A 25,062-nucleotide genomic window follows, 5' to 3' on the forward strand; every position below is an offset into this window, starting at 1 on the left:
TTATCTACCCGATATCTTCCTCGCTGTCTCCCGTCAGCAGCCACGGGTTGGGCGCGTGCCGGGCGAAACCTTCCTCGCTCACCATCAGGTCGAGGCCGAACGAGGCGAGATCGTCGGCGTAGGGATCTACCTGCGTGTCGCGCAACTGGTACAGCAGCTTGCTGTACGTGTGGCAGTCGGCGCAGGTTTCCGCCTTGACCAGGCCGGGGTCGCCTTCGATGCCCTGCAGGGAGAGATGCCGGGTGCCCCCGCAGGTGACGCATACGGCCCGCGTATGATTCCACGCGGTCGAGCACATCGAGCAATACAGGTAACGGGTGCCGGGGATGATGCCGCTCGCGGTGATGACGCCGGCGACGGACGGCGATCCACAGCAGGGGCACAGCGACCGTTCTTCGAGGAGGCGGAGGTCGTCGGCGACCAGTCGCGCGGCGGAGGCGGTGAAGTACACCTGCAAGGCGGCGACAACGAACACCGTGGCGCCGGTATCGGCCGCGGGGATGTGGCCGCGGAGGAAGTTGTCGGCGAGGGATTCGAGGGCGGCGTCGCTGCTGTGGCGGAGGTAGTCGATGGCGGCGAGGGTGGCTGGGGGGAGGTCGGCGTCGGGCGCGGTTATCGCCGATGAATCGGCTCCCACAGGTGAGGCGGGTGAAGGCGGTCGAGTCGAGTGGGGCGAATGGGGCGAGTGGGGCGGGGCATGTTGCTGCAGGTGGTCGAGGAGATGCGTCAAACCGTCACGCCACGCGGTGGCGCGACGATGGCCGTCGGCGGCGAGTGGGGGCAGGCGTGCCTGCGTGGCGCGGGCGATGTCGCCGGCTTCGAGCGATGCGGCGGGTGCGAGCGTGCTCGCCACGGCGTGCTGCGCACGAGCGAGTCGGGCGACGAAGCGCAGCCAGGGCTCCATGGGGTGGCCGGCGGCGAGCCGGTCGAGCCGGGCCGCGGTGACGGCGAACCGCCGCGCGAGATCCGGCATCACGATCGGCGCAGGCGATTTGACGCCGGCGTGGGTCGGGCCGCTCCACGCGGCGTCGGGTGGTGCCTCTGCTTGCTTCACGGATTCTTCCTGGGCGTGGTCTTGCCGACGCGACGGCTCGCCGCCAGCTGATAGAACCACTTGCGATGATGGTGCCACGCCCAGCCGGGCGTCACATATCCCTGGGTCATGCTGCGCACGGAGTCGCGGATCCAGATCGCCGCATAGACATGGACGACCCAGACGAGAATGGCGCAGATCGCCGCGCAACTGTGGATCAACACCGCCGCGCGCTGCACCGGGATGGACGTGGCCTCGCCGAAGTAGACCTCCCAGATCAGCAGCCCGGTGACGAACAGCACCGGGATCAGCAGCGTCATCGACCAGAACACCAGCTTCTGGCCGCTGTTGTTGCGGCCGATCGGCGGCACGTGCTCGTCGTCGTTGACGACGACGTGGGCGATGGCTTTCGACCAGGCGATATCGTCCTTCGATGGCAGGTTGGACCGCCAGAACTGGATGATCATTCCGATCCAGCTGAGCGTCAGGAGCACGCCGAACCAGGGATGCGCCGCACGCGCCCACTGGCCTCCGCCGAACAGTCCCGAAAGGAAGAACAGGATCGGATGGAACATCGACAGGCCGGATAACACCAGCAGCATGAACAGCCCGGCATTGATCCAGTGATTGACCCGATTCAGTGTGGTGTAGCGGGTGATCGCACGCTCCGGGCGGGTCATGTCGATTCCTCCTCTTCTTCCTCGCGCAGCACGCGGTCGGCCTCGAGTTCGTCCTTTTCCGTGACCTCGTTGGGACCGACCGTGACCCAGTGGAAGAAGGCGCCGATGGCCGCCAGTGCGATGCCGATGACAGCCAGCGGCTTGATCACGCCCTTCCACAATTCGACCACCGGACTGATGCGCGGCTTGTCCGGCAGGCCCGAATAGAGCGAGGGCTTGTCGGCATGATGCAGCACGTACATCACATGCGTGCCTCCGACTTCGGGCGGGTCGTACAGGCCGGCCTGCTCGAAGCCGCGGGACTTGAGGTCCTCGATGCGCTCGCCCGCCCAGTGGGTCATGTCGGTCTTGGAGCCGAACATGATCGCGCCGGTGGGGCAGGCTTTCACGCAGGCCGGTTCCAGCCCGACGGCGACACGGTCCGAGCACAGGGTGCACTTGTACGACTTGTGGTCCGTCTTGCTCACGCGCGGGATGTTGAACGGGCAGCCCTTGATGCAGTAGCCGCAACCGATGCACTTGTCGCTGATGAAGTCGACGATACCGTTCGCGTACTGGACGATCGCGCCGGGGGCGGGGCAGGCCTTGAGACAGCCGGGATCCTCGCAATGCATGCAGCCGTCCTTGCGGATCAGCCACTCGAGGTTGCCCTGTTCGTTCTCGTACTCGGCGAACTTCATCAGCGTCCACACGCTCGGCCCCAGGTCCATCGGGTTCTCGTACGAGCCCTCGAAGTGGCCGATCTCCGGGCGCAGGTTGTTCCACTCCATGCACGCGGACTGGCAGGCCTTGCAGCCGATGCAGCGGCTCACGTCGATGAGCTTGGCCACCTGGTCCTCATGACTGCGCGCCGCGGGCGGCGTCATCGTCGTGGCGGAGCGACGTACGTAGTCTTGCGATTGCATATCGGACATGACGTTCGCCTCAGATCGCCGGAGCGGTGGTGCGTTCGATGTTGACCAGGAACGCCTTGAACTCGGGCGTCTGCGTGTTGGCGTCGCCCACCGAAGGCGTCAGCGTGTTGGCGCCGTAGCCCTTTCTGGCCTGCCCGGTGAAGCCCCAGTGCAAGGGCACGCCGATCACGTGCGTGGCCCTGCCGTCGACGGTCATCGGCTTGATGCGCTTGGTGACATAGGCTTTGCAGATCACCTCGCCTCGTTTGGACGAGACCTTCACCCAGCCGCCCTGCGCGATGCCTTTCTCCTTCGCCAGTACCTCGCCGATCTCGATGAATTCCTCGGGCTGGAGGATCGCGTTGATCAGCGCGTGCTTGGTCCAGAAGTGGAAGTGCTCGGTGAGGCGGTAAGTAGTCGCGACATACGGGAAGTCCTTCCGATTGCCGAACGAAGCGCGATCGTCGGCGAACACGCGAGCGGCCGGGTTGTTGTTCACCTTCGGATGAAGCACGTTGTCCGACGGCGATTCGAACGGCTCGTAATGCTCGGGGAAGGGACCTTCGGCCATGAGGTTGAGCGCGAACAGGCGGCCAAGGCCCTCGGCGTTCATGATGAACGGCCCGACGTTGTCGGACGGCTTGGTGGTGGGTATGTAGTCGGGCACGTCGATGCCCGCCCAGCGCGTGCCGTTCCATTCGATGATCGGCTTCTTCGGATTCCAGGCCTTGCCTTCCAGGTCGGCGCTGGCGCGGTTGTAGAGAATCCGCCGGTTGGCCGGCCATGCCCAGGCCCAGTTCGGGGCGATGCCCTGCTCACGTGGGTCGGTGGCGTCGCGCCGGGCCATCTGGTTGCCCTTCTCGGTGAACGAGCCGGCGAAGATCCAGCAGCCCGAAGCGGTGCTGCCGTCATCGCGGAGCTGTCCGAAGCCGTCGAGCAGGGTGCCGGCCTTGGTCGTCGTGTTGGCCACGGGGTCGACCAGGTCGACCAGCGCACGCCCGTTCATCTCCTTGGCCAGTTCCTCGGGATCGGGCGCGGTCGGATTGGTGTACTTCCAGGTGACGTTGAGGATCGGGTCGGGGAAGGCGCCGCCTTCCTTGCGGTACATCTCGCGCAGGCGATGGAAGATCCCGCTCATGATCCAGATATCGGACATGGCCTTGCCCGGGGCCTCCGCCGCCTTCCAGTGCCACTGCAGCCAGCGCGCCGAATTGACCAGCGAGCCGTTCTCCTCGGCGAAGCAGGTGGTCGGCAACTGGAAGACTTCGGTCTGGATATCGGTGGACTTGGCCGGGTTTTGCGGGCCGAAGTCCTGCCAGAAGCGGGAGGTCTCGGTATCCAGCGGGTCCATCGTGACGAGGAACTTCAGCTTGCTCAGGCCGCGGCGGATCTTGCCGCGATCCGGGAAGGCCTGCAGCGGGTTGAAGCCCTGGCAGATGTAGCCGGTCATCTGGCCGTTGTTCATCATCTCGAAGGCCCGGATGATGTCGTACAACGGCACGTCGAGTTTCGGCAGCCAGTCGTAGCCCCAGTTGTTTTCCGCCGTCGCGGCGTCGCCCCACAGCGCCTTCTGCAGGCTGACCACGAACTTGCCGTAGTTCTGGTAGTAGCTGGTCTGGCCGGGACGCAAGGGTTTGAAATGCTTCGTCTTCATGTACTCGTCGAAGCTGGTGTCCTTGTCCGTCGGCAGGCTCAGGTAGCCGGGCATCTGGTTCGACAGCAGGCCGATGTCGGTCAGGCCCTGGATGTTGGAGTGACCGCGCAAGGCGTTCATGCCGCCGCCGGCCACGCCGATGTTGCCCAGCAGCAGTTGGACCATCGCCATGGCGCGGATGTTCTGCGCGCCGACCGAATGCTGCGTCCAGCCCAGCGCGAACAGGCTGGTCATCGCCTTGTCCGGCGCCGCGGTGCTGGCGATCAGTTCGCAGACGTGGAGGAACTTGTCCTGCGGCGTACCGGTGATACGCGAGACCATCTCCGGGGTGTAGCGCGACACGTGCTGCTTGAGCAGGTTGATCACGCAGCGCGGGTTCTGCCAGGTGTCGTCGGCCTTGGCGAAGCCTTGCTCGTCGAACTCATAGTCCCAGGTGGACTTGTCGTAGGTATTGGTTTCCGCGTTGAAGCCGCTGAAGTGACCGTCCTCGAACGCAAAGCCTTCCTTCACCAGCAGGCTGGCGTTCGTATAGGCACGCACGTAGGCATGCTGGATGGTGTCTTTCTCCAGCAGATAGCGCATCACGCCACTGAGGAACGCGATGTCCGTGCCCGGGCGGATCGGGGCGTAGTAGTCGGCGACCGACGCCGTGCGCGTGAAGCGCGGGTCGACGACGACGAGCTTGGCGCCGTTCTCGATCTTCGCCTCGATCACCCACTTGAACCCGCACGGATGCGCTTCGGCGGCGTTGCCACCCATGACGATAACGACGTTGGCGTTACGGATATCCTGCCAGGTGTTGGTCATCGCACCGCGACCGAATGATGGGGCCAGACTGGCCACCGTCGGTCCGTGTCAGACGCGCGCCTGGTTGTCGAACACCACCATGCCGAGTGAGCGGGCTACCTTCCAGGTGAGGAAGGCCGTTTCGCTGGACGACGCCGAGGCGGCCAGCATGCCGGTACTGATCCAGCGGTTGACGGTGGTGCCGGCCGCGTTCTGCGTGATGAAGTGCTTGTCGCGGTCCTCCTTCATCAGCCGGGCGATGCGGTCCAGGGCGAAATCCCAGGACACCTCCTCGAACTCGGTGCCGCCGGGCTTTCGGTATCGGGGCGCTTTGAGCCGGGTCGGGGCGTGGACGATGTCGAGCAGCGCCGAGCCCTTCGGGCACAGCGTGCCGCGATTCACCGGATGATCGGGATCGCCTTCGATGTGGATGATGTTGGAGAGGGCGTTCTTGGCCCGGTCACCCATGCTGTAGATGAGGATGCCGCAGGCGACCGAGCAGTACGTACACGTATTGCGTGTCTCGGTGGCGTGGGCCAGCTTGAACGGCCGGACCGCGGCGGCCTGGGCGACGCCCGAAGCACCGAAGCCGAGCATGCCGAGACTGCCGGCAGCGAGCCCCATTCCGGTGACCTTGAGAAACTCACGGCGAGTGAGTGGCATGACTTGAGCTCCCTCGAAACCTGGCTGGAACAAACCGGCCGATGGACGGACGGCGAACGTGGCTCGGAATCACTTCGGGGCGGCGATGGGATGCCTTCCTTGAGGAAAAACGTAGCACGTTCATGAGGCCGAGGTCGATGACGTTTGTGCGCTTCCTGACGCCGGGAAGCGGCAAGGCCATCGCCAGGGCTTCTGTCTCGAGTTTACGTAAGAAGTATTTCTTAAGCCTATGATATTAACAAATATATGAGCTTTGTCGTCACCAAAAATCAGGGGCAGATCAGCACCGGAGTCTCGCCGTTCAGAAGCACCTGCTGGGCGACATCCTGCAGAAACCCGCGTGCGTTGCCGCGTTCGCGTCCGGGCATGACGACCAGATCGCACTTGCGCGCGTGGGCCCGCGCGACCACGACGGTGTCCGGACGGCGGTCGAACGTGTATTCGGTCGACACCTTCACGCCGGCGGCTTCGCCCTCGCGCTTGGCTTCGTCGAGCAGGGCCTGGGCGTGCGACGTGACCCGCTTGAAGCAGACGTCGCCTTCGATGTAGTCGGCAAGCAGGTTCACCGTGGGCAGCGGGGAGATCACGCTCACCGCATAGACATGACTGCCCAGGGTCGCCGCCGCGTCCATGCACACATGCACGGCCCGGCTGGATGCCTCTGAGCCGTCGACGAGAATCAGGATACGTTCGAACATGGCGAAGCCTCCTAGGGACATACCAGAACGGGAAGGTGGCCGGTGAGCAGGACGTTCTGCGTCTGACTGCCCAGGATCAGTCGCTTCAGGCCATGCTTGCCGTGCGTGCCCATGACGATGAGATCGCAGCCGTTCCGATTTGCGAATTCGACGATCGCGTGGGACGGCACGGCATCGGTGATTTCCGCCGACGCACAGGGTACGCCGACTGCCCGGGCGAGCTCCTCGACGTGGCTGAGATACAGCGCGGTTGCTTGCTGCGTTGCCACGATCCGGTCGATCTCCGTCGCCGTGGCAACGCCACCGTGATGGGACCGCACGGGAAGCGGCTCGACGACATGCAGGGCCGAGACCTGCGCGCCGCAACGACGGGCGAACTCCACGGCGATCCGCGCGGCTTTCGACGAGGCGGCGGTGCCGTCCGTGGGAATCAGGATGTGCTTGAACATGGTGCCTCCGCTGTTTATCCGTAGGGCCGGTCGGTCAGTGCATCCGACGCGAGTGCGCGGGCCAGCTGGCCGAGCAGTTCGGTCACCGCCGCCGTCACGTCCGTCGCGGAGACGATGCCGACCAGGCGGTGGCGATCGTCGACGAGGGGAAGGTGCGCCACGGCACCGCCCGCCATGGCCTGGACGATATCGGCCAGCGTGGCGTCCGCGTGGCAGACGACCGCGGGCGTCGACATGATCGCGGCCGCCGTCAGGTGACCCAGATCCGCGCCGGCGGCCATCGCCCGCAGCACGATGTCCCTTTCGGAGATGATCCCTTCGGGACGCAGGCTGGCTTCCGCGACGACGACGCAGGACACCTCGTGCAGGCGCATGATGCGCGCCACCTCGGTCACCAGCGTGGCGCCGGTGACGACCTGCACATGCCGCCTTCCTATGTCGATGGCTTTCATGGCTCGGCACTCCTGGTCAGTGAGATCAGCGTGCTTCACCTGCCGATGCGCCGTGTTGATCTGCATCAAGGCTCGACACGTACGTCCGCCTTACAACGTGATCTCCGACAACGACAAGCGGGTGGCGATCATGAACGAGAACATGCTCCGGCAGGATCCGGCCGATGCGCTTAGCTGGCACGAGATCGACAAGGAAAAGTCCGATGCCGAACACACATCCATGGCGTCCCTTTGCGATATCGCTGCTGTCGTCACGCAGCTGTCGGGAGACAACCTCGCGGTGACCGTTGCGGGCCTGTTGGCGCGGCGTGCGGGCGCGCGGCTCACCGTGCTGCAAATGCTCGCGATGCCGGCCGAGGTCGCCGACACCTGGGCGTTGATTCCCGATCCGGCGCTCATCGAGCGTTACGCCGAAATCCGTGCGGAAGCCGCGCACCAGGCGCGCGACCTCCAGCATCGTCTGGCGGCCATGCGTGTCGAGGGCGAGGTACGCACTCTGGAAGCCTTGTACTCGGCGCCGCCTTCGCTGGCCGCGGCGGCCGCACGTCGGGCAGATCTTGTCGTGATCGCCCGGCCTGCCGGCTCGGCGTCGGATGCGGCAACGGCACATGCTTACTTTGCCGGCTTGCTACTGGAGTCCGGGCGCCCCGTGGTCATGGTGCCGGAAGGCACGAAGGCCCAGCTTCCGCCGCGACATGCCGTCGTGGCCTGGGCCGACACCGCCGAATCCGCACGTGCCATCCACGACGCCTTGCCCTTGCTCGAAGCGGCCGAGACGGTCGACGTCGTCGTGGTCGACGCGCCGTCCCACGCGCCTGAATCCGCCGCGCACTCGGTCGAAAGCGTGCTGGCGCACCTGCGCAGCCATGGCGTGCAAACCCACCTGATCCATTGTTCCTCCCGGCAATCGTCGGTCGGTCACGCCTTGCTGGACCAGGCCAGTCGCCGACATGCCCAGTTGATCGTGGCAGGCGGCTATGGGCACAGCCGGCTGCGCGAGTGGGCGATCGGGGGGACCACCCGCGAGTTGTTTCTCGATTCGCCGATTCCCGTCCTTTTCTCCCACTAGGAGCGCGTCATGGTCACTACCCCCTCTACACCGGCGACTGTCGACAGCCACGGCTTTGCCGCGATCGAAGGCGATCACTGGATCGAGTTGCTCGAAGACGGCACGCACGTGCTTATTCGCCCGTTACGGCCCGAAGACCGCGAGCGGGAGAGGGCGTTCATCCAGCGCTTGTCGCCCGAGTCGCGGCGCAACCGTTTCCTGGGTGAGGTCAGGGAGGTATCGCCCACGCTGCTCGACCAGCTCATGCAGGTGGACCATCACAACACGATGGCCTTCGTTGCCCTGGTGCACGACAACGGCGAGCTGCGCGAAGTCGGCATCAGCCGCTACGGTGCCGACGAGGACGGCCAGCGCTGCGAATGCGCGGTGACGGTCGCCGAGGACTGGCGCCACCGTGGCCTGGCCGTCGCACTGATGCGCCATCTGATCGAAGTGGCGCGGCGCGAGGGCTTCAAGGCGTTGTACTCGATCGACTCGGCCGACAACGGGCAGATGCGCGAGCTGGCCAGCTACCTGGGCTTCACCCGGTCCCCGGACGCGGACGACTCGACCCTCGTGATCCACACATTGCGGCTGTGACGCCGACCAGGGAGCTATCGTGATCGTCTACACCTGCCACGGTGCCGCGCGCGGCGTCACCGGTTCGTGCCATCTCGTGCAATGTGGCGACAGCCGCATCCTGATCGACTGCGGCATGTATCAGGGTGGCCACGAAGCCAATGCGGCGAACGCGCGCGGGTTTCTCTTCGACCCGCACGCGATCGACGCGGTCCTGCTCACGCATGCGCACCTGGATCACTGTGGTCGCCTGCCCAAGCTGGTGCGCGATGGCTTTCGCGGATCCATTCTCGCCACCGCGGCGACGCGAGACCTCGCGCGTATCGTGCTCATGGACGCCGCGTCGCTGCAGGAAGACGAAACGCGGCGTGCGGCCGCCCGCGGCGACCATCATGCGACGCCGCTATCGACGGTCTCCGATGCGTTCCGTGCCATGGACGCCTTCGATCGGGTCGTCGGCTACGGCGAAGCCTGTGACGTCGCTCCCGGCATCCGCGCCACGTTTCTCGATGCCGGCCATATTCTCGGATCGGCCAGTATCCTTCTGGAACTCGACGATGGCGCGACCCGGCGGCGCATGGTTTTCTCGGGCGACCTGGGGCATCACGGCAGCGGCATGCTGCGCGCGCTCGCCCCGGCGCCCGAGGCGGATGTCGTGGTGATGGAGACCACCTACGGCGATCGCGAACACCGCGACTTCGCCGCGACCCAGGCCGAATTCCTCACCGCGGTGTCCAGCACCTTGCGCGATCGCGGCAACGTGATCATTCCCACGTTCGCGCTCGAGCGCGCGCAGGAAATCCTGTTCTGCCTGCACCAGGGCGTGCGTGGCGGGACGATTCCAGCCGGCACTCCGGTGTTCCTGGACTCACCGATGGCGATCTCGGCGACAGATGTCTTCAGGCGACATCCGGAAGGACTGAGCGACAGCTTCCGCGAGCTTCTCCAACGTGAGGATCCCTTCGCCACGCCGCGTGTGCGCTTCACCCGCAGTGTCGACGAGTCGATGGCGATCAACACCATCGAAGGCGGTGCGATCATCCTCGCCGGCTCCGGCATGTGCACCGGCGGGCGGGTCATGCATCACCTGCTGCACAATCTCGATCGCGGCCGCGCCAGCGTGATCTTCGTCGGCTACGCGGCCGAGGGCAGCCTTGCCAGGAAGATCATCGACGGCTACAAGCGCGTGCGCATCGACCACCACGATGTGGCCGTGCGTTCGCATATCTGGACGATCAACGGCTTTTCCGCCCATGCAGGGCAGTCCGAACTGCTTGCCTGGCTGGGCACTTCGCCGCGCCGGCAGGTCCTGCTCGTGCACGGCGAAGAGCATGGCGGCATGGAAGTGATGGAGCAGGTATTGCGCGCGCGGGGCGTGGCGGTGGCTTGTCCGACCCTGGAATCGCCGTGTCGCCTCGGCTGAGCTAACGATAGAGCCAGGTCACCAGGTCGCCATGGGTCAGGATGTGGCGCGTGGCGCCACCGAACAGCCGTTCGCGCAGCGGCGAGTGACCGAAGGCTCCCATCACCAGCAGGTCGGCCTTGAGCTGGTGCGCCTTCTTCAAAATCGCTGCGCCGGCGTCCGTGGGCGTCGTATGCAGATGGCGAAGGGTCGCCCGCACGCCGTGCCGGGCGAGGAAACTCATCGGGTCGAACGCCGGCTCTTCGGCCGCGCCGTGCGAGGGACGGCCATCCAGCACGACCACATCGTGTGCCGCGACGATCAGCGGTAGCGCGGCGCGCATCGCCCGCGTGGCCGGGCGGCTGCCGTCCCAGGCCAGTACGACGCTATCGAAGACGCCGGTGGGTGCGCACTGGGTCGGCAGGACGAGGCAAGGCAGGCCCGTATTCGTCAGCAGGTGCTGAAGTCCGTCCAGCGGATCGGCATGAGGGTCGCCAGGGCGTTGAACCACGATCAAGTCGTGCCAGGCGCTCAGCTTTGCCAGGTCGTGCGAGGGATCGTTGCCGATGACCGCCCACTGTGGCTGCAAGACTCCCGCCGTCGTCGCCAGGCGCAGGAACTCATCGCCATCGTGGCCCCGACGAAGATCGTCGTGCCGCTGGATCGGCGGTGGTGTTTCCAGCAGCGAGATCACCGAGGCCTCGACCCGAAACGGGCGGCCGCCCATGAACGCGGGTGCGAGCGAACAGCCGGTGACCGAGCCGCCGTCGCGCGCGGCGAGGCGGCTGGCGACATACGCCGCGCTGCTCCTGGGCGAGTCGACGATGGCCAGCACGTCACCGATCGCCGAAAGGCAGGTGCGCATCGACGGGGCCGTGCGTGTCGGGGGTGTCGTGGTCGTGTCCATGGGCTGTCCTGGGGCGGGAGGGAGGCTTGATGACCGATGGTTCTTTTCTACGCGCGCGAATCGCGGTCGGACTTGACGTCGGTCAATTGGGACGCAGGGCAATCGCGCGATGGTCGTGTCCACTCTGCACATGCACGCCCCGGAGATGCCCGATGGCCGCCGCGCCCGCTGTTCCTTACCATTCCCTGCTGCGCCCCGGCGTTCCCGATACCGAGGTGCCCGAGGAACTCGTTCCCGCGCACGAGGCGAGCCGTCCGCTCTGTCGGATTTGCGCGCGAACGTTACCCCGCGGCGACCTGCCGATCGAGGGCAAGCCGCCGTTCTCGCGAATTCTGATCGCGACCGATGGCTCGGCGCTGGGTACCGAAGCGGTGAACCTGGGTGTGTCCCTGGCGCGCCTCGCGGTCGCTCCGGTGGTTTTCCTGCACGCCGCGATGCCGTGGAAAGGGGGCACGTGGCTGGCGCGTATCCTCGCCGCCGCGGATGTCACCGTGGATCCCGACTGCGCCGCGTTCGCCGAGCGAAGCCTCGACTACGCCCGCGCCCTGGCCATGAACGCGAGCGTCCGCTTCGAGACACGGCTGGCCTTCGATCCGCATCCGGACCGCGCGATCCGGGATGCGGTCCGGGAAACCGGTTGCGATCTCGTCGTCATGGGTTCGCGCAGCGGCCGCCTGGCCCGTCGGGTCGGTGCGCATGTCTCCGTACCGTTACTTACCTGCCGCGACGCCAAACCGGAGCGCGCCCCCACGGGCGCCGCTTGATCCGCGTTCGCGTCCGTTCGATCACCTGACCAGGAGTTCGTCATGTCCGTTATCGCCGCCATGCCATCCCTTGAAAAGACGGAAGACCTGTCATCGCCATGGCGCGACATCGCCGTCGCGCTGACCCAGACCGGCGGCGACGCCGTCGCCGTGGAGGTGGCCGGCGGCATCGCCCGTGAGTATGGGGCAAGGCTGGATGTGCTTCAGCTCGTCGTGATGCCGGCGCCGATGATCGACGCATGGGCCATGGTGCCCGATGCCGGCTTCGCCCAGGTTTACACGGATCTTTGCGACGCCGCGGAAGTGAAGGCCGAGGCGCTGCGCAAGACGATAGCGACGCTGGGCGTGCCGGGCGACGTGCGCACGCTCGAAGCGCTGTTCGTCGAACCGGGCCGACTGGCCGCGAGCGCGGCTCGCGCCTCGGACCTGATCGTCATGGCGCGTCCGTTCGACGCGCCGGCGGATACGGCGATCGTCCACGCCTACTTCGCCACACTTCTCCATGAAACAGGGCGGCCGATCCTGGTCGTTCCCTCGTCCGGCCTCCCGCTGTTTCCGCCGCACCATGCCGTGCTTGCCTGGGCGGATACCGCGGAGTCGGCGCGTGCCCTGCACGATGCCTTACCGTTCCTGCAGCGCTGCGAGAGCGTGGACGTGATCCTTGTCGATCCCGTGGCGACGGCCCTGGAGGCACGGGAGGCCAGGGGCAACGCCGTGGTCCGCCACCTCGTCGAGCACGGCGTCGCCGCACGGGTGGTGAGTTGCAAATCACGCGGCAAGCCGGTCGGTGCCGTCCTGCTCGATCACGCACGGCATAGCGGCGCTCAGCTGATCGTCGCAGGTGGGTATGGTCACAGCAAGCTGCGTGAGTGGGTCATCGGCGGAACCACCCGTGACTTGTTCCTCGATGCACCCGTGCCCGTGCTCTTCTCACACTGACACGCCGGCGTCACACGCCATCGTCCTAGCCGCCGCGCGCGCCGTCGCTCATGGCCCACCGAGCACGATCAGGTCGCAGCGGTGCGTGGCGGCGGCCTCGCTGACGAGCGTCTGCGCGTCACGTCCGAACGCATAGCGGCAGACGCAGGGAACCCCGGCGATCGCCGCCATGCGCCGCACGCGTCGGAACAGGCGCTCGCCGGCATCGACGGCGTCGTGAGACCTCGCCTGGTCGCCGGACGACATCGGTGACGGCTGAGTCACGACGAACAAGACCGTGACGCGCGCACCACAGCACCAGGCAAGGCGCAGACCAAGCGCTGCCGACCGAAAAGAGCCGGCGCGTCGATCGATGGCAAGGAGCAGGTGCTGGATCAAGGCGAGGGTCCTACGACGGGGGCGCGACTATCGAACCGCAACCGATGGCCTGCCACCTTGACGCGCGTCAAGGCCAGCTCCCCCATCGTCGATCGTTACCTTCTGTTACAGACCGTTGCCGTCGTGACCATCCCCGGTGACCGGCGAGGGCTAGGTTGAGGCCCATCGAAGCCAATACCTGGCAGGGGAACACCGCCATGATCGCGACCAGCACGCAAGGGTTCACCGGATCGCTGCCGTGGATGGCCTGGCCGTCGGGCCCGTCGGTCGGCGAGCCGCTCGACATGGAAGCACTGCAGCGGCATTTGACGGTCATCCGCCACAAGCACGCGGCCGGCCAGTTCATGTTTCGTGCCGGGCAGCCGTTTCGTGCATTGCATCTCATCCACGTCGGGTCCTACAAGACCTGCGAAGTGTCCGACGACGGGCGCGAGAAAGTGAGCGCATTCAAGATGCGTGGCGAACTGGTCGGTGCCGATTCGATCGGCCTGGGCTCGTACGCCTGCGACGCCGTCGCGCTCGAAGACAGTGAGACCTGGGAACTGCCGTATCCGGCGGTGATGAAGGCCGCGACACAGATCCCGGGCCTTCAGGAACAGATTCATGCGGCCATGGCTGCCGAGATCCGTTGCGACCGCAGTTGGATGCTGCTCCTGTCGACCCTGGCCGCAGAGCCACGGGTCGCCGCTTTCCTGATCGATATCGCCGCCCGGCAGGCGCGCATGGGCTATAGCGCCAAGCATTTCATCCTGCGGATGAGCCGCCTGGATATCGCCAGTTTCCTGGCGATCAAGCATGAAACGGTGAGCCGCGCGTTGTCTCACCTGGCCGATCTGAATTACATCAGCGTGCAGCGCCGGGAAGTCCGTGTGCTGGATGCGGACGCGCTGCGTGACATGGCGTGTGCCGCAGCCTGATCAACGCTGGTGCAGGACCCGATGCAGGGCGACGATCAGTTCTTCGCGTCGATACGGCTTGCGGAGCAACTCGAAGGCCGTGTCGTCACCGGCCCCCGCGTCCAGGGAGCCGAATTCGTAGCCGGAAGTGAGTAGTACCCTCAGCGCAGGGCGCTCCGCTTGCAGTTCGCTCGCCAGTTCGATCCCCGAATCGCCCGCGCCGAGAACGACATCGGTGAACAGCAGGGCGATCTCCGGATGCGCGGCGAAGGCGGCGCGGGCCGATTCGGCGTTCGCGGCTTCGACAGGCGTGTAACCGGCCTTGCGAAGGAAGGACGCCGCGATGCGACGGACCTCATCCTCGTCTTCGACGACCAGGACCGTGGCATTTCCCATCGCGGTGGGCGGGGGAGGGACGATCGCCACCGTGCCATGAGCTGCCGGCAAGGCCATATCGATGCGGGTGCCGAGGCCGACCTCGCTTTCCAGCGTGAGCCGCCCGCGGGACTGCTTCACGAAACCGTAGACCATGCTGAGCCCCAGGCCGCTGCCCTTGGCCGCGTCCTTGGTGGTGAAGAAGGGTTCGATGGCGCGGGCACGCACGTCGGGGGACATGCCGGTGCCGGAATCTGCCACCGAGAACACCACGTAGGTTCCGGGTGCCAGTTCGTCGTCACCGATGCTGTCGAAGGTGCGAGCGGAGATGATTAGTTTTCCGCCCTCCGGCATGGCATCGCGAGCGTTGATCGCCAGGTTGATCAGGGCCGCTTCGAGTTCGCCCGCATCGGCGAACACCGCCGGCAGATCGTCGGCGCAACCGGCTATCACTAGCACATGCTCGCCGAGCGTGCGGCCGAGCATGTCGCTCAGGTCGGCCAGCAACAGTTCCGGCCTTACGGCTCGCGGCGACAGGCGTTGGCGGCGGGAGAACCCCAGCAGTTTACGCGTGAGTGCCGATCCGCGAGCCACCGCACGCGAGGCGCTGGCGACCGTCTCCAGGGTGGCGGCATCGGCCGGACTCTCCATTTCGAGCAGTTGCAGGTTGCCCGAGATGATCGTGAGCAGGTTGTTGAAGTCGTGCGCGATGCCGCCGGTGAGCTGGCCCAGCGCGTCGAGTCGCTGAGCATGCGCCAGCTGTTCGTCCGCATGGCCGCGCTGGATCGCTCCCGATAGCACGTTGGCCACGGCACCGATGCAGTGGCGGCGGTCGCGATCGCTGCTGTTCTCCGTGGGTAGCCACGCCACCAGATAACCCGCCGGGCCACGCCGGTCGGGAAGCAGCGCCACGACGGCGTTCGCCGTGGGCGCGCCGTCCAGTGGCGGAAACGGTGTGACGCGCCCGGCATCCATGTCGCGCCGCCGCGGCGCCTCGAGCTGGTCGATCCATGTCGCGCGTGTCAGTTGTTCCTCCAGGTGCCGCTCCACCCCGGTCGATGCCGCGAGACGCAAGCTGGGCCGGTGCGCATCGGTCAGCAGGATGGCGACGGCCGACGCATCCAGGACCGAAGCGAGAAGCACGGGAATCGTGGCGAGCGCGGCATCGTGGTTCGGGGCGACGAGGATGCGGCGGCTGATATCGGCCAGGGCAGCGTCGTAACGGCTACGCGTGAGTGCCTGGCGCGCGCGCTGCGTTTCCGAGATGTCGCGGATCGAGGCGGCGAACAGCGGTGTCGGCGTCGCGGCGATGGGACTCAGGCCGATCTCGACGGGGAAGGGCGAGCCGTCCGCGCGCACGCCGGTGAGTTCGTAGCCGGCGCCCATCGGGCGGACGCGAGGGTTGTCCATGTACCGCGTGCGATGACCGACGTGCAAGGCGCGGAACGAGTCGGGCAGGAGAACTTCGATGGGGTGGCCGACAAGCGCTCCGGGCGCGTAGCCGAACAACGCTTCGGCACCCGGATTGACCAGCACGATGCTGCCGCTCCGGTCCACCACGACCATGGCGTCGGGCGCCGTTTCGAACAGGGCGCGGAAGAGCGCCGCATCGGCAATGGCATCCTCGGCGTGCGTCACGCGGGGCGTACCGTGGGAGTGAACAGGTAGCCCGTGCCGCGCACGGCCTTGATCAGTTGGGGGTCGGCCGCGTCCTCTTCGATCTTGCGACGCAGCCGGCCGATCTGCACGTCGATGGCGCGATCGAACGGCCCGGCTTCCCGACCATGCACGTGGGTCATCAACTGGTCGCGCGTGAGGACCTGGTTTGGATGCTCCACCAGCACACGGAGCAAGGCGAACTCGCCGGAGGTCACGTCGATCGGGTGACCGTCGCGCGTGAGCGTGTGCGTGCGTATGTCGAGCACGAAGCGACCGAAAGCGAAGCTCCCCGGCGGCGACACCGCGGCGAGCTCGGCCACTGCGACCCGGCTCCGCCGAAGCACACTGCGAACGCGCGCGAGCAGTTCACGCAGATCGAAGGGCTTGGTGACATAGTCGTCGGCGCCAAGCTCCAGGCCGACGATGCGATCGACGGCCTCGCCGCGGCCGGTCACGATCACTACCGGGCCTCGCCACTGCTCGCGCAGATAGCGGGTGATCGCGAAGCCGTCTTCGCCCGGGAGGCCGAGGTCGAGCAGGACGAGATCCACGTTCTGTCCCGCCAGCTCGCGACGCATCTGCACGCCATCGTTGGCGGTCGCGACCTGGAAACCCTGCGCGGTGAAATAACGCGCGAGCATGGCGACCATGTCGACTTCGTCGTCGACGATCAGCAGCCTGTCACCGGTGTCCTGAAACGCCATTGCGCCTGCCTGTCGGTGATTGGCACCGGAAATGCTTCCGGCGACCATATCCCGTCATTAGAAGGCACGCAGGCCCGAGCGGCAAGCGACGGCTTACCAGAGCATGCCGAGGGCGACCAGGCCCATGATCGCCGTGGCGCTCCAGCCCATCCCGCGCAGCCATCCGGTCAGGGCGAACTGGCCCATGAGGCGCCTGCTGCATGCCACCCACATGATCCCGGCCATCAGCGGCACGGCGATTACCCCATTGATGACCGCGGACCAGAACAGCAGGCGGAGCGGCGAGATCGGCAGGAAGGTGAGCAGCGTGCCCAGGACGGTGGCCGCCGCCAGCACGCCATAGAACGTCCTGGCCTGGCTGAGGGGACGCTCCAGGCCCCCTTCCTTGCCCAGCACTTCGGTCAGTGCATAGGCGGCCGAGCCGGCGAGCACGGGCACGGCCAGCATGCCGGTGCCGACGATGCCAAGGGTGAACAAGACCGAGGCGAAACGTCCGGCCAGCGGTTGCAACGCGCGGGCGGCGTCGGCGGAGGTGTCCACCGAGGTCACGCCTGCGCCATGCAGGACGACGGCCGCGGTCAGGATGATGAAGAAGGCGACGACATTGGAGTAGGTCATGCCCAGATCGGTGTCGATGCCGATGCGGCGGAACTCGGCCGATGCCCGTTCCGGTGCGATAAGCAGGGGAAGCGCGTTGGGATCGGCACGTTCTTCCTCGACTTCCTCGGCGGCCTGCCAGAAGAACAGATACGGACTCACCGAGGTACCGAACACGGCAACCACGGCAACGAGCATCGCGTGATCCACATGCTCGGGCATCCAATGCCGCACGATCTCCATCCACGGAATGCCGACCACGCAGGCCGTGAGCACGTAAGCGAACAGGCTCAGGGTCAGCACTTTCAGGATCGGCGCGTAGTGGCGGAAGGGTATGAAGATCTCCAGTACCAGGGACACCGAGGCGCAAAGCAGGGCGAAGTACCGCGCGTGACCGCCGGCGAGCAAGGCGACGGCGTCGCCCATGGCACCGATGTCCGCGGCGAGATTGACCACGTTGTTCACCACGAGCAGCCCGACCAGGCCGAACACCAACGCGCGCGGCAGGATGGCCGCGAGGTTCGTGGCAAGGCCGACGCCCGTCACCCTCGCCACATGGGCGCAGATCGTCTGGATGGCGATCATCAGGGGGACCGTGGCCACGGTCGTCCAGAGCATGCTGTAGCCGAACTGGGCGCCCACCTGCGAATACGTGGCGATCCCGCTCGGGTCGTCGTCCGCCGCACCGGTGATCACGCCCGCGCCGAGGCGACGCCAGGCGGGAGGGGTGGCGCGAACGGTCGGGGCGATGGCGAAAGGAGGTTCTGACATGGCCAGCGTAGTGAAGCAGGCCAACGCCGGAGCCGGTTGATCCAGGTCAACCGCGGCACCCATCGGTGGCGTACAAGGGGAAACCGTTCTGGTTACCGAACCGTTGTCGAAAGGACGAGCCGCATGCGTGCGATGGTATTGGAAGCGGTGGGCAGGCCACTGGTGCTGAAGGAGTTGCCGACCCCGGAGCCGGGTCCGGGCGAGGTGCGCTTGCGCGTCGAAGCCTGTGGCGTCTGCCGCACGGACCTGCACGTCGTCGATGGCGAATTGCCCGACGTCCGAACGCCGGTGATTCCGGGGCACGAAGTGATCGGCGTGGTCGAGCGGATCGGCGACCAGGTCGAAGGGCTGAAGATCGGGCAACGGGTCGGGGTCTGCTGGCTCGGTGGAACCTGCGGGCATTGCCGTTACTGTCTCGCCGGGGCGGAGAATCTCTGCGACGCGGCGGAATTCACCGGCTACACGCGGCCCGGCGGCTTCGCCAGTCATATCGTGGCGCGCGCCGCCTTCTGCTTCCCGATCTCCACGCAGGGCGGGCCCGTCGCCACGGCGCCGCTGATGTGCGCGGGTTTGATCGGCTGGCGCTCGCTGGCGAAAGCCGGCGACGCACACGCGCTAGGGCTGTACGGCTTCGGTGCCGCCGCGCACATCCTCGTCCAGGTCGCGGTGAGCCAGGGTCGGAGGGTGTATGCGTTCACACGCCCGGGAGACACCGAGCACCAGGCGTTCGCCATCGAGCAGGGCGCTTGTTGGGCCGGGAGCTCGGATGCCCTTCCGCCCGACCCGCTTGATGCGGCGATCCTGTTCGCACCCGCCGGCGAGCTGGTTCCGCTGGCGTTGCGAGCGGTGAGGAAGGGCGGCCGTGTCGTCTGTGGAGGTATCCATATGTCCGACATCCCTTCATTTCCCTACAGCGTCCTGTGGGAGGAACGACAGCTCTCCTCGGTCGCCAACCTGACCCGCGACGACGCGAAAACGTTCTTCGCGCACGTTCGGGGCGCGCCGGTGCACACCATCACCGCGGCCTATGCACTCGACGATGCGAACGCCGCGCTGGATGCGCTACGGCAAGGCCGCATATATGGAGCCGCCGTGCTCGTACCCTGAAACGCCGTGCGGCCTGCCGGATTGACCTGCATCAAAGCCCTTTCCCGGTCGCCGGCGTAGAACGAAGGCAGCCAAACCGTCGGGAGACCAGGCCCATGTCCGTCGTTACCAGTGATTCGTCCGCGCGCGTTACCCAGGCCGAGCGTAAGATCCTTCGCAACATCGCCCTGCTGCTGCCCGATGCCTCGCCGGATACGGTCGCGCTGGAGGTCGCCGCCGACCTTGCCCGGCAGTTCGGGGCCAGCCTCGCCGTGCTCCAGATGCTGATCATGCCGGAACCGATGATCCGGGCATTGGCGCTGGCGCCGGACGAGGCCTTTCTGGAAATCCACGCGAACATCCGGGCCGACGCGAGAGCCGCCGCCACCGCGCTGGGCAAACGCCTCACCGATGCCGGCGTCTGCGCATCGGTACAGCCGATCGAAGCGCACGGTGACGAACCCGAAGCGCTTGCGGCGCTCGCCACGCGGCCGTACGACCTCACGGTGATGGAACGTCCTCACGGAGCGCCGGCGGTCAAGTCCATCGCCCACGACTTTTTTGCCGCCATCCTGCTCGAATCGGGCCGGCCGGTCCTGGTCGTCCCTTCGATCGGCAGGACGACATGGCAGCCGATGCATGCCGTGGTCGCGTGGGCGGACACCCCCGAATGCGGCCGGGCGGTTCACGATGCATTGCCGATGCTGCGGCAGTGCCAGCGCGTCGACGTGCTGGTCGTCGACCCGATCGGAAGCTTGCTCGAGTCCGCGTCCGACAGCGCGTCCGCCATCGTGCGTCACCTCGTGCGGCACGGTGTGCACGCCGCCCTGAAGTCGCTCCGTTCCGACGGAAGGACGACCGCCGAGGCGATTCTCGCCGAGGTCGACAGGACCGGTGCGCAGCTTGTCGTCGCAGGCGGTTACGGCCATGGCAGGCGCCGTGAGTGGGTGTTCGGCGGGACCACGCGCGCGCTGTTCCTCGACGCTGGCGTGCCCGTGCTGTTCTCTCACTAACTGACCGATTCGTTCAGAAAGAGCGCGACGCTCGGTACGCGCTCACCGCTGCTTCACGCGTTCTCGATAGGCTTATTCGGTGCAGCCTGTGCTGCTTCCCCGATGATCGAGAACAGGAAACAGACCGAATGATCGACCAGGCGTCCGCCGAGGCACGACAGACCGCGCAGCCCCTCGAAAAGACGCCGACCGGCATCGAGGGTCTGGACGCGCTCACCTTCGGAGGCATTCCCCAGGGCAGGCCGACCCTGCTGTGCGGCGCCGCAGGCTGCGGCAAGACGCTGATGGCCATCACCTTCCTGGTCAAGGGGAGTCAGGAGTACGGCGAGACCGGCGTGTTCATGAGTTTCGAGGAACGCGAAAGCGAACTCGCCACCAACGTCGCTTCCCTGGGTTTCGACCTGAACCAGCTCGTCGCCGATGGACAGTTGGTGATCGACCATGTTCGCATCGAGCGGGCGGAAATCGAGCAGGCGGGTGATTACGATCTCGAAGGCCTGTTCGTGCGGCTCGGTCACGCGATCGATACTATCGGTGCCAAGCGCGTGGTGCTCGACACCGTGGAAGCGCTGTTCGCAGGGCTGGATGATTCCGCGACGTTGCGTTCGGAGCTTCGCCGCCTGTTCGCCTTCCTGAAAGACAAGGGCGTCACCGCTATCGTGACGGCGGAGCGCGGCGAAGGTCAGCTCACCCGTTACGGCATCGAAGAATACGTATCCGACTGCGTGATCCTGCTGGATAACCGTGTCATCGATCAGGTGACGACGCGGCGGTTGCGAGTGATCAAGTATCGCGGCTCCTCGCACGGCACGAACGAATACCCGTTCCTGATCGACGAGCAAGGCGTCACCGTTCTGCCGATCACCTCGGCCGGCCTGGCGCACGAGGTCTCCACGGAAGTGATCTCATCCGGCGTGCCCGGACTCGACGCGATGCTGGGGCGCCATGGCTATTACCGAGGCTCGAGCGTCCTGGTCTCGGGATCGGCCGGTACGGGCAAGTCGACGCTGGCCGCCTCGTTCGTCGATGCGGCGTGCACGCGCGGCGAACGCGCGCTGTTCTTCGCTTTCGAGGAATCCGCCGCCCAGGTCACCCGCAACATGGCGTCGGTCGGTATCGACCTGAAGCGCCATCGGGACAGCGGACTGCTGAAATTCGAAGCAGCGCGTCCGAGTCTCTATGGCTTCGAAATGCATTTGGCGCGGATGCATCGCGACATCGATACCTTCCAGCCGTCGGTCATCGTGGTCGACCCGATCTCGGCCTTCCGCGGACCGCAGGTCGAGGTCAACGCGACCCTGCTGCGCCTTGCGGATATCTGCAAGAGTCGCGGTATCACCGCGTTGTTCACCTCCCTGGCATCGGCGGGCGCGTCCATGACGGATAGCGAGCGCAACGTGTCCTCGCTGATGGACATCTGGGTCGCCCTCGACGACGTCGAATCCAATGGCGAGCGCAATCGCGTCCTGTCGCTGCTCAAGGCGCGTGGCATGAACCACTCCAAGCAGCTGCGCGAGTACCGTTTGACCGACCAGGGCATCGAGATGGTGCCCGTATACGTCGGCCCGGACGGCGTGCTGACCGGCACCGCCCGCGTGGCTCAGGAAGCCCGTGAGCGCGAGGCCGAACAGGCGCGACAGGACGCGATCGCGACCCGGCGTCGGGTCCTGGAGCGTCGCCGTATCTCCGTCGAACGTCAGATCGCCGAATTGCAGGCCGAGTTGGAGAGCGAAGAGGCCGAAGTGGGGCGTATCGCCGAGCAGGATGCCGTGCACGCGAGCAACCGGGATGCCGACCGCTCGGTCATGTCGACCCTTCGAGGTGACATGTGAGCGCCGCGCGCGAGATGCCACCGTCCGCATCTGCCGACGACGGCCAGGTGCACCTGCGCCTCTACGTCGCCGGGCAGACGCCGAAGTCGCTTGCCGCCATCGCCAACCTGAAGCGCCTTTGCGAGGAGCATCTCGCCGGCCGCTACACGATCGAAGTCGTCGATCTCCAGGTCACGCCGCAACTGGCGGCGGGCGACCAGATCGTCGCGGTGCCCACGTTGATCCGCCGGCTTCCGCCTCCGCTTCGCAGGGTCATCGGCGACCTGTCCAACGCCGAACGCGTGCTCGTCGGCCTGGACATGCTTCCACGGCCGTCCACGCCATGACCTCGATACCGACCAAAACCGATGCGAGCCCTACGGCGTTGCCTCATTACCAACTGCGGCTTTTCATCACCGGGTCCACGCCGCGATCCACGCGCGCCATCGAGAACCTGCGCCGCATCTGCGCGGAGAATCTCGACGGCCGCTACGAGCTGGAGGTGATCGACGTGTACGAGCGCCCTGAGACCACCCGCGAACTGCAGATCGTCGCCACGCCGACCCTGGTCAAGGTATTGCCCGAACCGTTGCGCCGGATCATCGGCGATCTCTCCGACGAGCTCAAAGTCCTGGCCGGACTCGACCTCGCTTCGCGGCCCGCGCAGCGGGGTTGATGGTGCGCGTGGAGGCGTTCCAGGACGACGATCGGCCCAGCCGCGAGCGGCTCGAAGAACGGCTGCGCGAGGCGGAGGAAACCCTGGATGCGATTCGCCGCGGCGAAGTGGACGCCGTCGTGGTCCATCATCCGGAAGGCGAGCGCGTCTACACCCTCGAGAGCGCCGATCGCCCGTATCGCGTGCTTGTCGAGCACATGCAGGAAGGTGCCGTCACCCTCACCGGTGAGGGCGTGATCCTGTACTGCAACCACCGCTTCGCCACCTTGTTGGGTTCCACGCGAGAATCGATGATCGGTCGCTCGGTCGTGCCCTATCTGGAGCGCGCCGACGCGGTGGTGATGGCCCAGATGCTCTCGCCCGGCGCCGATGCGGGCAGGGCGGCGGAGGTGAGTCTTCGCCGGACCGATGGCCGCGTCGTTCCGGTAACCCTCTCTGCCGTGGACCTGCCGTTCGAGCCGGGGATGCCGCGGGTGATCTGCGTGATCGCGACCGACCTGACCCATGCCCGCCAGCGCAGCCACGAGCTGGCGGCGGCGAACGCGCAGCTCGCCGGCGAGATGGCCGAACGACGCAGCGCCGAAGATCGCCTGGCCGTGGCGCTCGATGCCGCCGGCATGGGCAGTTGGGACATCGACCTCCAACAGGGGACGGTGACGATTTCCCGGCAGGCCGAAGCCATTCTCGGCCTGCCGGACATCGGTGCCGAGGCACGCACGCTGGAGTCGCTGTCGCAGCCGTTTCTGTTGCACGAGCAGGGTGAGGTGAGGGCCGCCTTCGACCAGGCGATGGTCACCGGCGTTCTCGAGTTCGAGCGACGCGTCCGTCCCACGACGGAAGCCAGTACCCATCGCTGGGTGCACCTCAAAGGTCGCACCTACCATCGCGACGGCGTGCCGGCACGACTGGTCGGCGTCGTCGGCGACATCACCGAGAGACGCCTGATGGAAGTCCAGCTGCGTCAGGCCCAGAAGATGGAGGCCGTCGGTCAGCTCACCGGTGGGATCGCCCACGACTTCAACAACCTGCTCATGGTCATCGGCGGCAGCCTGGACGTACTGGAAAGCGCGGTCCCGCAGGACAACCCCAAGGCGCAGCGCTTCTTCTCGGCGGCGAAAGCCGGCGTCGAGCGGGGCGCCAGCCTCAACCAGCAACTGCTGGCTTTTTCCCGCCGGCAGGATCTGCAAGCCCAGCCCGTATGTGTCGACGATCTGCTGCGCGGCTTCGCCACACTGCTGAGCCGCGCCCTGGGCGAAACGGTCGCGCTGGAGCTTCCGCATCCGCCACAGCGCTGGTATTGCCGAAGCGATCCGCACCAACTGGAAACCGCGATTCTCAATCTTGCGATCAACGCGCGCGACGCCATGCCACACGGCGGCCGCCTCACGATCACGACGGCGCTCACCACACTGACGCCGCGCGAGGCCCTCGCCATGGCTGCGGAACCGGGTAGCTACGTGGTCGTGCGCGTGCGCGACAGTGGCACCGGCATGACCCCCGAGACCGCGGCGCGGATCTTCGATCCGTTCTTCACCACCAAGGCGATGGGCAAGGGCACCGGCCTGGGCCTCAGCCAGGTCTACGGGTTCGTTCGCCAATCGGGTGGCTTCGTCAGCGTCACCAGCGAAGTGGGGCAGGGCACGACGATCGACCTGTGCCTGCCGTTTACCGACGAGGTAGGGACCGCGACGCCCGACGCAGCGGCCGCGCCGTCTGCCGGCGATGGCCGCGTGCTCGTCGTCGACGACGATATCAACGTACGCGAGGTCTCGGTGGCCATGCTCGGTGCGCTGGGCTACGCGACCGTGGAGGCGGGCGACGCCGTGCAGGCACTTGCCATCCTCGCCCAGCGCAGCGACATCGACATTGTGTTCAGCGACGTCATCATGCCCGGCGAGATCAACGGTCTCGATCTCGCACGTCGCGTGCGGGAGACGTACCCAACCGTCGCCGTCGTCCTTGCCTCCGGCTACACCGCGCAATTGCAAGGCGACAAGAGCGGCCCGGCCGAGGTCGAAGTCCTGCGCAAACCCTATTCGCGAGGCGCCCTTGCCGCCGCCCTCCGCCAGGCACGCGCAAGCGATGCGGCACGGTAGGCGCCGACTCTACCCGGCAAGCCCCTGGTCCCTTGTTTTTTCAGCCCAGCGGA

The 25,062-nt window shown here is 66.4% G+C and carries 24 protein-coding genes; 12 read left to right on the forward strand and 12 right to left on the reverse strand.

Annotated features, from left to right (window positions below; genetic code table 11):
• Nucleotides 1-4 precede the first annotated feature (4 nt).
• The 7 genes from VM621_RS13020 to VM621_RS13050 all read right to left on the reverse strand — a co-directional run bounded on the left by VM621_RS13020 (nucleotide 5) and on the right by VM621_RS13050 (nucleotide 7,308).
• Nucleotides 5-1,054 (reverse strand): formate dehydrogenase accessory protein FdhE, encoded by a 1,050-nt coding sequence (locus tag VM621_RS13020; protein WP_325469395.1) that lies wholly within the window; start codon nucleotides 1,052-1,054, stop codon nucleotides 5-7.
• Complete coding sequence (locus VM621_RS13025) at nucleotides 1,051-1,713, reverse strand: formate dehydrogenase subunit gamma (protein WP_325469396.1); 663 nt, start codon at nucleotides 1,711-1,713, stop codon at nucleotides 1,051-1,053. The genes VM621_RS13020 and VM621_RS13025 overlap by 4 nt, the downstream gene beginning before the upstream one ends.
• Nucleotides 1,710-2,627 (reverse strand): formate dehydrogenase subunit beta, encoded by a 918-nt coding sequence (fdxH, locus tag VM621_RS13030; RefSeq protein ID WP_325469397.1) that lies wholly within the window; start codon nucleotides 2,625-2,627, stop codon nucleotides 1,710-1,712. The genes VM621_RS13025 and fdxH overlap by 4 nt, the downstream gene beginning before the upstream one ends.
• Before the next feature lie 10 nt (nucleotides 2,628-2,637).
• Nucleotides 2,638-5,709 carry a formate dehydrogenase-N subunit alpha gene (gene fdnG / locus VM621_RS13035; protein WP_325469398.1) on the reverse strand — a complete coding sequence of 1,024 codons (3,072 nt, stop codon included), beginning with the start codon at nucleotides 5,707-5,709 and terminating at the stop codon, nucleotides 2,638-2,640.
• A 269-nt stretch (nucleotides 5,710-5,978) separates the two neighbouring features.
• On the reverse strand, nucleotides 5,979-6,407 hold the full coding sequence (locus VM621_RS13040; protein WP_325469399.1) for a universal stress protein: 429 nt from the start codon (nucleotides 6,405-6,407) through the stop codon (nucleotides 5,979-5,981).
• Between the two features lie 11 nt (nucleotides 6,408-6,418).
• Nucleotides 6,419-6,856, reverse strand: coding sequence for a universal stress protein (locus VM621_RS13045; protein ID WP_325469400.1), 438 nt, complete (start codon nucleotides 6,854-6,856; stop codon nucleotides 6,419-6,421).
• A 14-nt stretch (nucleotides 6,857-6,870) separates the two neighbouring features.
• The gene (locus tag VM621_RS13050) at nucleotides 6,871-7,308 is read right to left on the reverse strand and encodes a CBS domain-containing protein (RefSeq protein ID WP_325469401.1); all 438 of its coding nucleotides are present in this window, start codon (nucleotides 7,306-7,308) and stop codon (nucleotides 6,871-6,873) included.
• A gap of 52 nt (nucleotides 7,309-7,360) precedes the next feature.
• Between VM621_RS13050 and VM621_RS13055 the strand changes: the two genes are divergently transcribed.
• Genes VM621_RS13055 through VM621_RS13065 form a run of 3 tightly spaced genes read left to right on the forward strand, consistent with a single transcriptional unit; the run spans nucleotide 7,361 to nucleotide 10,358 of the window.
• On the forward strand, nucleotides 7,361-8,377 hold the full coding sequence (locus tag VM621_RS13055) for a universal stress protein (RefSeq protein ID WP_325469402.1): 1,017 nt from the start codon (nucleotides 7,361-7,363) through the stop codon (nucleotides 8,375-8,377).
• A gap of 9 nt (nucleotides 8,378-8,386) precedes the next feature.
• Nucleotides 8,387-8,956: a GNAT family N-acetyltransferase gene (locus VM621_RS13060; RefSeq protein WP_325469403.1), complete on the forward strand. Its 570-nt coding sequence runs from the start codon at nucleotides 8,387-8,389 to the stop codon at nucleotides 8,954-8,956.
• Between the two features lie 19 nt (nucleotides 8,957-8,975).
• Nucleotides 8,976-10,358, forward strand: a complete 1,383-nt coding sequence (locus tag VM621_RS13065; protein ID WP_325469404.1) for an MBL fold metallo-hydrolase — start codon at nucleotides 8,976-8,978, stop codon at nucleotides 10,356-10,358.
• 1 nt (nucleotide 10,359) lies between these two features.
• Here VM621_RS13065 and VM621_RS13070 read toward each other — a convergent pair whose 3' ends face one another.
• Entirely contained in the window at nucleotides 10,360-11,244 is an 885-nt protein-coding gene (locus VM621_RS13070; RefSeq protein ID WP_325469405.1) for a universal stress protein, read from the reverse strand.
• A gap of 152 nt (nucleotides 11,245-11,396) precedes the next feature.
• Here VM621_RS13070 and VM621_RS13075 point away from each other — a divergent pair, with 152 nt between their 5' ends.
• Together VM621_RS13075 and VM621_RS13080 are read left to right on the forward strand one after the other, a co-directional pair.
• A complete protein-coding gene (locus VM621_RS13075) occupies nucleotides 11,397-12,008 on the forward strand; it encodes a universal stress protein (protein ID WP_325469406.1) in 612 nt (203 codons plus the stop codon).
• Nucleotides 12,009-12,050: 42 nt separating this feature from the next.
• A complete protein-coding gene (locus VM621_RS13080; protein ID WP_325469407.1) occupies nucleotides 12,051-12,947 on the forward strand; it encodes a universal stress protein in 897 nt (298 codons plus the stop codon).
• A gap of 48 nt (nucleotides 12,948-12,995) precedes the next feature.
• Here VM621_RS13080 and VM621_RS13085 read toward each other — a convergent pair whose 3' ends face one another.
• Nucleotides 12,996-13,325, reverse strand: a complete 330-nt coding sequence (locus VM621_RS13085; RefSeq protein ID WP_325469408.1) for a universal stress protein — start codon at nucleotides 13,323-13,325, stop codon at nucleotides 12,996-12,998.
• Between the two features lie 197 nt (nucleotides 13,326-13,522).
• Here VM621_RS13085 and VM621_RS13090 point away from each other — a divergent pair, with 197 nt between their 5' ends.
• On the forward strand, nucleotides 13,523-14,242 hold the full coding sequence (locus tag VM621_RS13090) for a Crp/Fnr family transcriptional regulator (RefSeq protein ID WP_325469409.1): 720 nt from the start codon (nucleotides 13,523-13,525) through the stop codon (nucleotides 14,240-14,242).
• Here the strand turns inward: VM621_RS13090 and VM621_RS13095 are convergent, their stop codons facing one another.
• The 3 genes from VM621_RS13095 to VM621_RS13105 all read right to left on the reverse strand — a co-directional run bounded on the left by VM621_RS13095 (nucleotide 14,243) and on the right by VM621_RS13105 (nucleotide 18,327).
• Nucleotides 14,243-16,234 carry a PAS domain S-box protein gene (locus VM621_RS13095; RefSeq protein WP_325469410.1) on the reverse strand — a complete coding sequence of 664 codons (1,992 nt, stop codon included), beginning with the start codon at nucleotides 16,232-16,234 and terminating at the stop codon, nucleotides 14,243-14,245.
• Entirely contained in the window at nucleotides 16,231-16,959 is a 729-nt protein-coding gene (locus VM621_RS13100; protein ID WP_325469411.1) for a response regulator, read from the reverse strand. Before VM621_RS13100 ends, VM621_RS13095 begins: the two co-directional genes overlap by 4 nt.
• 93 nt (nucleotides 16,960-17,052) lie before the next feature.
• Nucleotides 17,053-18,327: a divalent metal cation transporter gene (locus tag VM621_RS13105; protein ID WP_325469412.1), complete on the reverse strand. Its 1,275-nt coding sequence runs from the start codon at nucleotides 18,325-18,327 to the stop codon at nucleotides 17,053-17,055.
• A 123-nt stretch (nucleotides 18,328-18,450) separates the two neighbouring features.
• On the opposite strand from VM621_RS13105, the gene VM621_RS13110 reads away from it, so the two are divergent.
• The 6 genes from VM621_RS13110 (at nucleotide 18,451) to VM621_RS13135 (ending at nucleotide 25,009) form a co-directional block, all read left to right on the forward strand.
• The gene (locus tag VM621_RS13110; RefSeq protein ID WP_325469413.1) at nucleotides 18,451-19,434 is read left to right on the forward strand and encodes a zinc-dependent alcohol dehydrogenase family protein; all 984 of its coding nucleotides are present in this window, start codon (nucleotides 18,451-18,453) and stop codon (nucleotides 19,432-19,434) included.
• Nucleotides 19,435-19,529: 95 nt separating this feature from the next.
• Entirely contained in the window at nucleotides 19,530-20,426 is an 897-nt protein-coding gene (locus VM621_RS13115; RefSeq protein WP_325469414.1) for a universal stress protein, read from the forward strand.
• A gap of 128 nt (nucleotides 20,427-20,554) precedes the next feature.
• Entirely contained in the window at nucleotides 20,555-22,258 is a 1,704-nt protein-coding gene (gene kaiC / locus VM621_RS13120; RefSeq protein ID WP_325469415.1) for a circadian clock protein KaiC, read from the forward strand.
• A complete protein-coding gene (locus VM621_RS13125) occupies nucleotides 22,255-22,584 on the forward strand; it encodes a circadian clock KaiB family protein (RefSeq protein WP_325469416.1) in 330 nt (109 codons plus the stop codon). Before kaiC ends, VM621_RS13125 begins: the two co-directional genes overlap by 4 nt.
• Nucleotides 22,581-22,913 (forward strand): circadian clock KaiB family protein, encoded by a 333-nt coding sequence (locus VM621_RS13130; RefSeq protein ID WP_325469417.1) that lies wholly within the window; start codon nucleotides 22,581-22,583, stop codon nucleotides 22,911-22,913. Before VM621_RS13125 ends, VM621_RS13130 begins: the two co-directional genes overlap by 4 nt.
• The gene (locus VM621_RS13135) at nucleotides 22,913-25,009 is read left to right on the forward strand and encodes an ATP-binding protein (protein ID WP_325469418.1); all 2,097 of its coding nucleotides are present in this window, start codon (nucleotides 22,913-22,915) and stop codon (nucleotides 25,007-25,009) included. The genes VM621_RS13130 and VM621_RS13135 overlap by 1 nt, the downstream gene beginning before the upstream one ends.
• The last annotated feature ends 53 nt before the right edge of the window (nucleotides 25,010-25,062 follow it).

Source organism: Luteibacter sp. (genome assembly GCF_035539195.1).
GTDB lineage: Bacteria > Pseudomonadota > Gammaproteobacteria > Xanthomonadales > Rhodanobacteraceae > Luteibacter.

What these genes read in the sequence shown, in the direction of transcription:
- VM621_RS13025 (WP_325469396.1), bottom strand. Translation starts at nt 1,713, where the DNA reads ATGACCCGCCCGGAGCGTGCGATCACCCGCTACACCACACTGAATCGG.
- fdxH (WP_325469397.1), bottom strand. Translation starts at nt 2,627, where the DNA reads ATGTCCGATATGCAATCGCAAGACTACGTACGTCGCTCCGCCACGACG.
- VM621_RS13040 (WP_325469399.1), bottom strand. Translation starts at nt 6,407, where the DNA reads ATGTTCGAACGTATCCTGATTCTCGTCGACGGCTCAGAGGCATCCAGC.
- VM621_RS13045 (WP_325469400.1), bottom strand. Translation starts at nt 6,856, where the DNA reads ATGTTCAAGCACATCCTGATTCCCACGGACGGCACCGCCGCCTCGTCG.
- VM621_RS13050 (WP_325469401.1), bottom strand. Translation starts at nt 7,308, where the DNA reads ATGAAAGCCATCGACATAGGAAGGCGGCATGTGCAGGTCGTCACCGGC.
- VM621_RS13060 (WP_325469403.1), top strand. Translation starts at nt 8,387, where the DNA reads ATGGTCACTACCCCCTCTACACCGGCGACTGTCGACAGCCACGGCTTT.
- VM621_RS13070 (WP_325469405.1), bottom strand. Translation starts at nt 11,244, where the DNA reads ATGGACACGACCACGACACCCCCGACACGCACGGCCCCGTCGATGCGC.
- VM621_RS13075 (WP_325469406.1), top strand. Translation starts at nt 11,397, where the DNA reads ATGGCCGCCGCGCCCGCTGTTCCTTACCATTCCCTGCTGCGCCCCGGC.
- VM621_RS13080 (WP_325469407.1), top strand. Translation starts at nt 12,051, where the DNA reads ATGTCCGTTATCGCCGCCATGCCATCCCTTGAAAAGACGGAAGACCTG.
- VM621_RS13090 (WP_325469409.1), top strand. Translation starts at nt 13,523, where the DNA reads ATGATCGCGACCAGCACGCAAGGGTTCACCGGATCGCTGCCGTGGATG.
- VM621_RS13100 (WP_325469411.1), bottom strand. Translation starts at nt 16,959, where the DNA reads ATGGCGTTTCAGGACACCGGTGACAGGCTGCTGATCGTCGACGACGAA.
- VM621_RS13105 (WP_325469412.1), bottom strand. Translation starts at nt 18,327, where the DNA reads ATGTCAGAACCTCCTTTCGCCATCGCCCCGACCGTTCGCGCCACCCCT.
- VM621_RS13110 (WP_325469413.1), top strand. Translation starts at nt 18,451, where the DNA reads ATGCGTGCGATGGTATTGGAAGCGGTGGGCAGGCCACTGGTGCTGAAG.
- VM621_RS13115 (WP_325469414.1), top strand. Translation starts at nt 19,530, where the DNA reads ATGTCCGTCGTTACCAGTGATTCGTCCGCGCGCGTTACCCAGGCCGAG.
- kaiC (WP_325469415.1), top strand. Translation starts at nt 20,555, where the DNA reads ATGATCGACCAGGCGTCCGCCGAGGCACGACAGACCGCGCAGCCCCTC.
- VM621_RS13130 (WP_325469417.1), top strand. Translation starts at nt 22,581, where the DNA reads ATGACCTCGATACCGACCAAAACCGATGCGAGCCCTACGGCGTTGCCT.
- VM621_RS13135 (WP_325469418.1), top strand. Translation starts at nt 22,913, where the DNA reads ATGGTGCGCGTGGAGGCGTTCCAGGACGACGATCGGCCCAGCCGCGAG.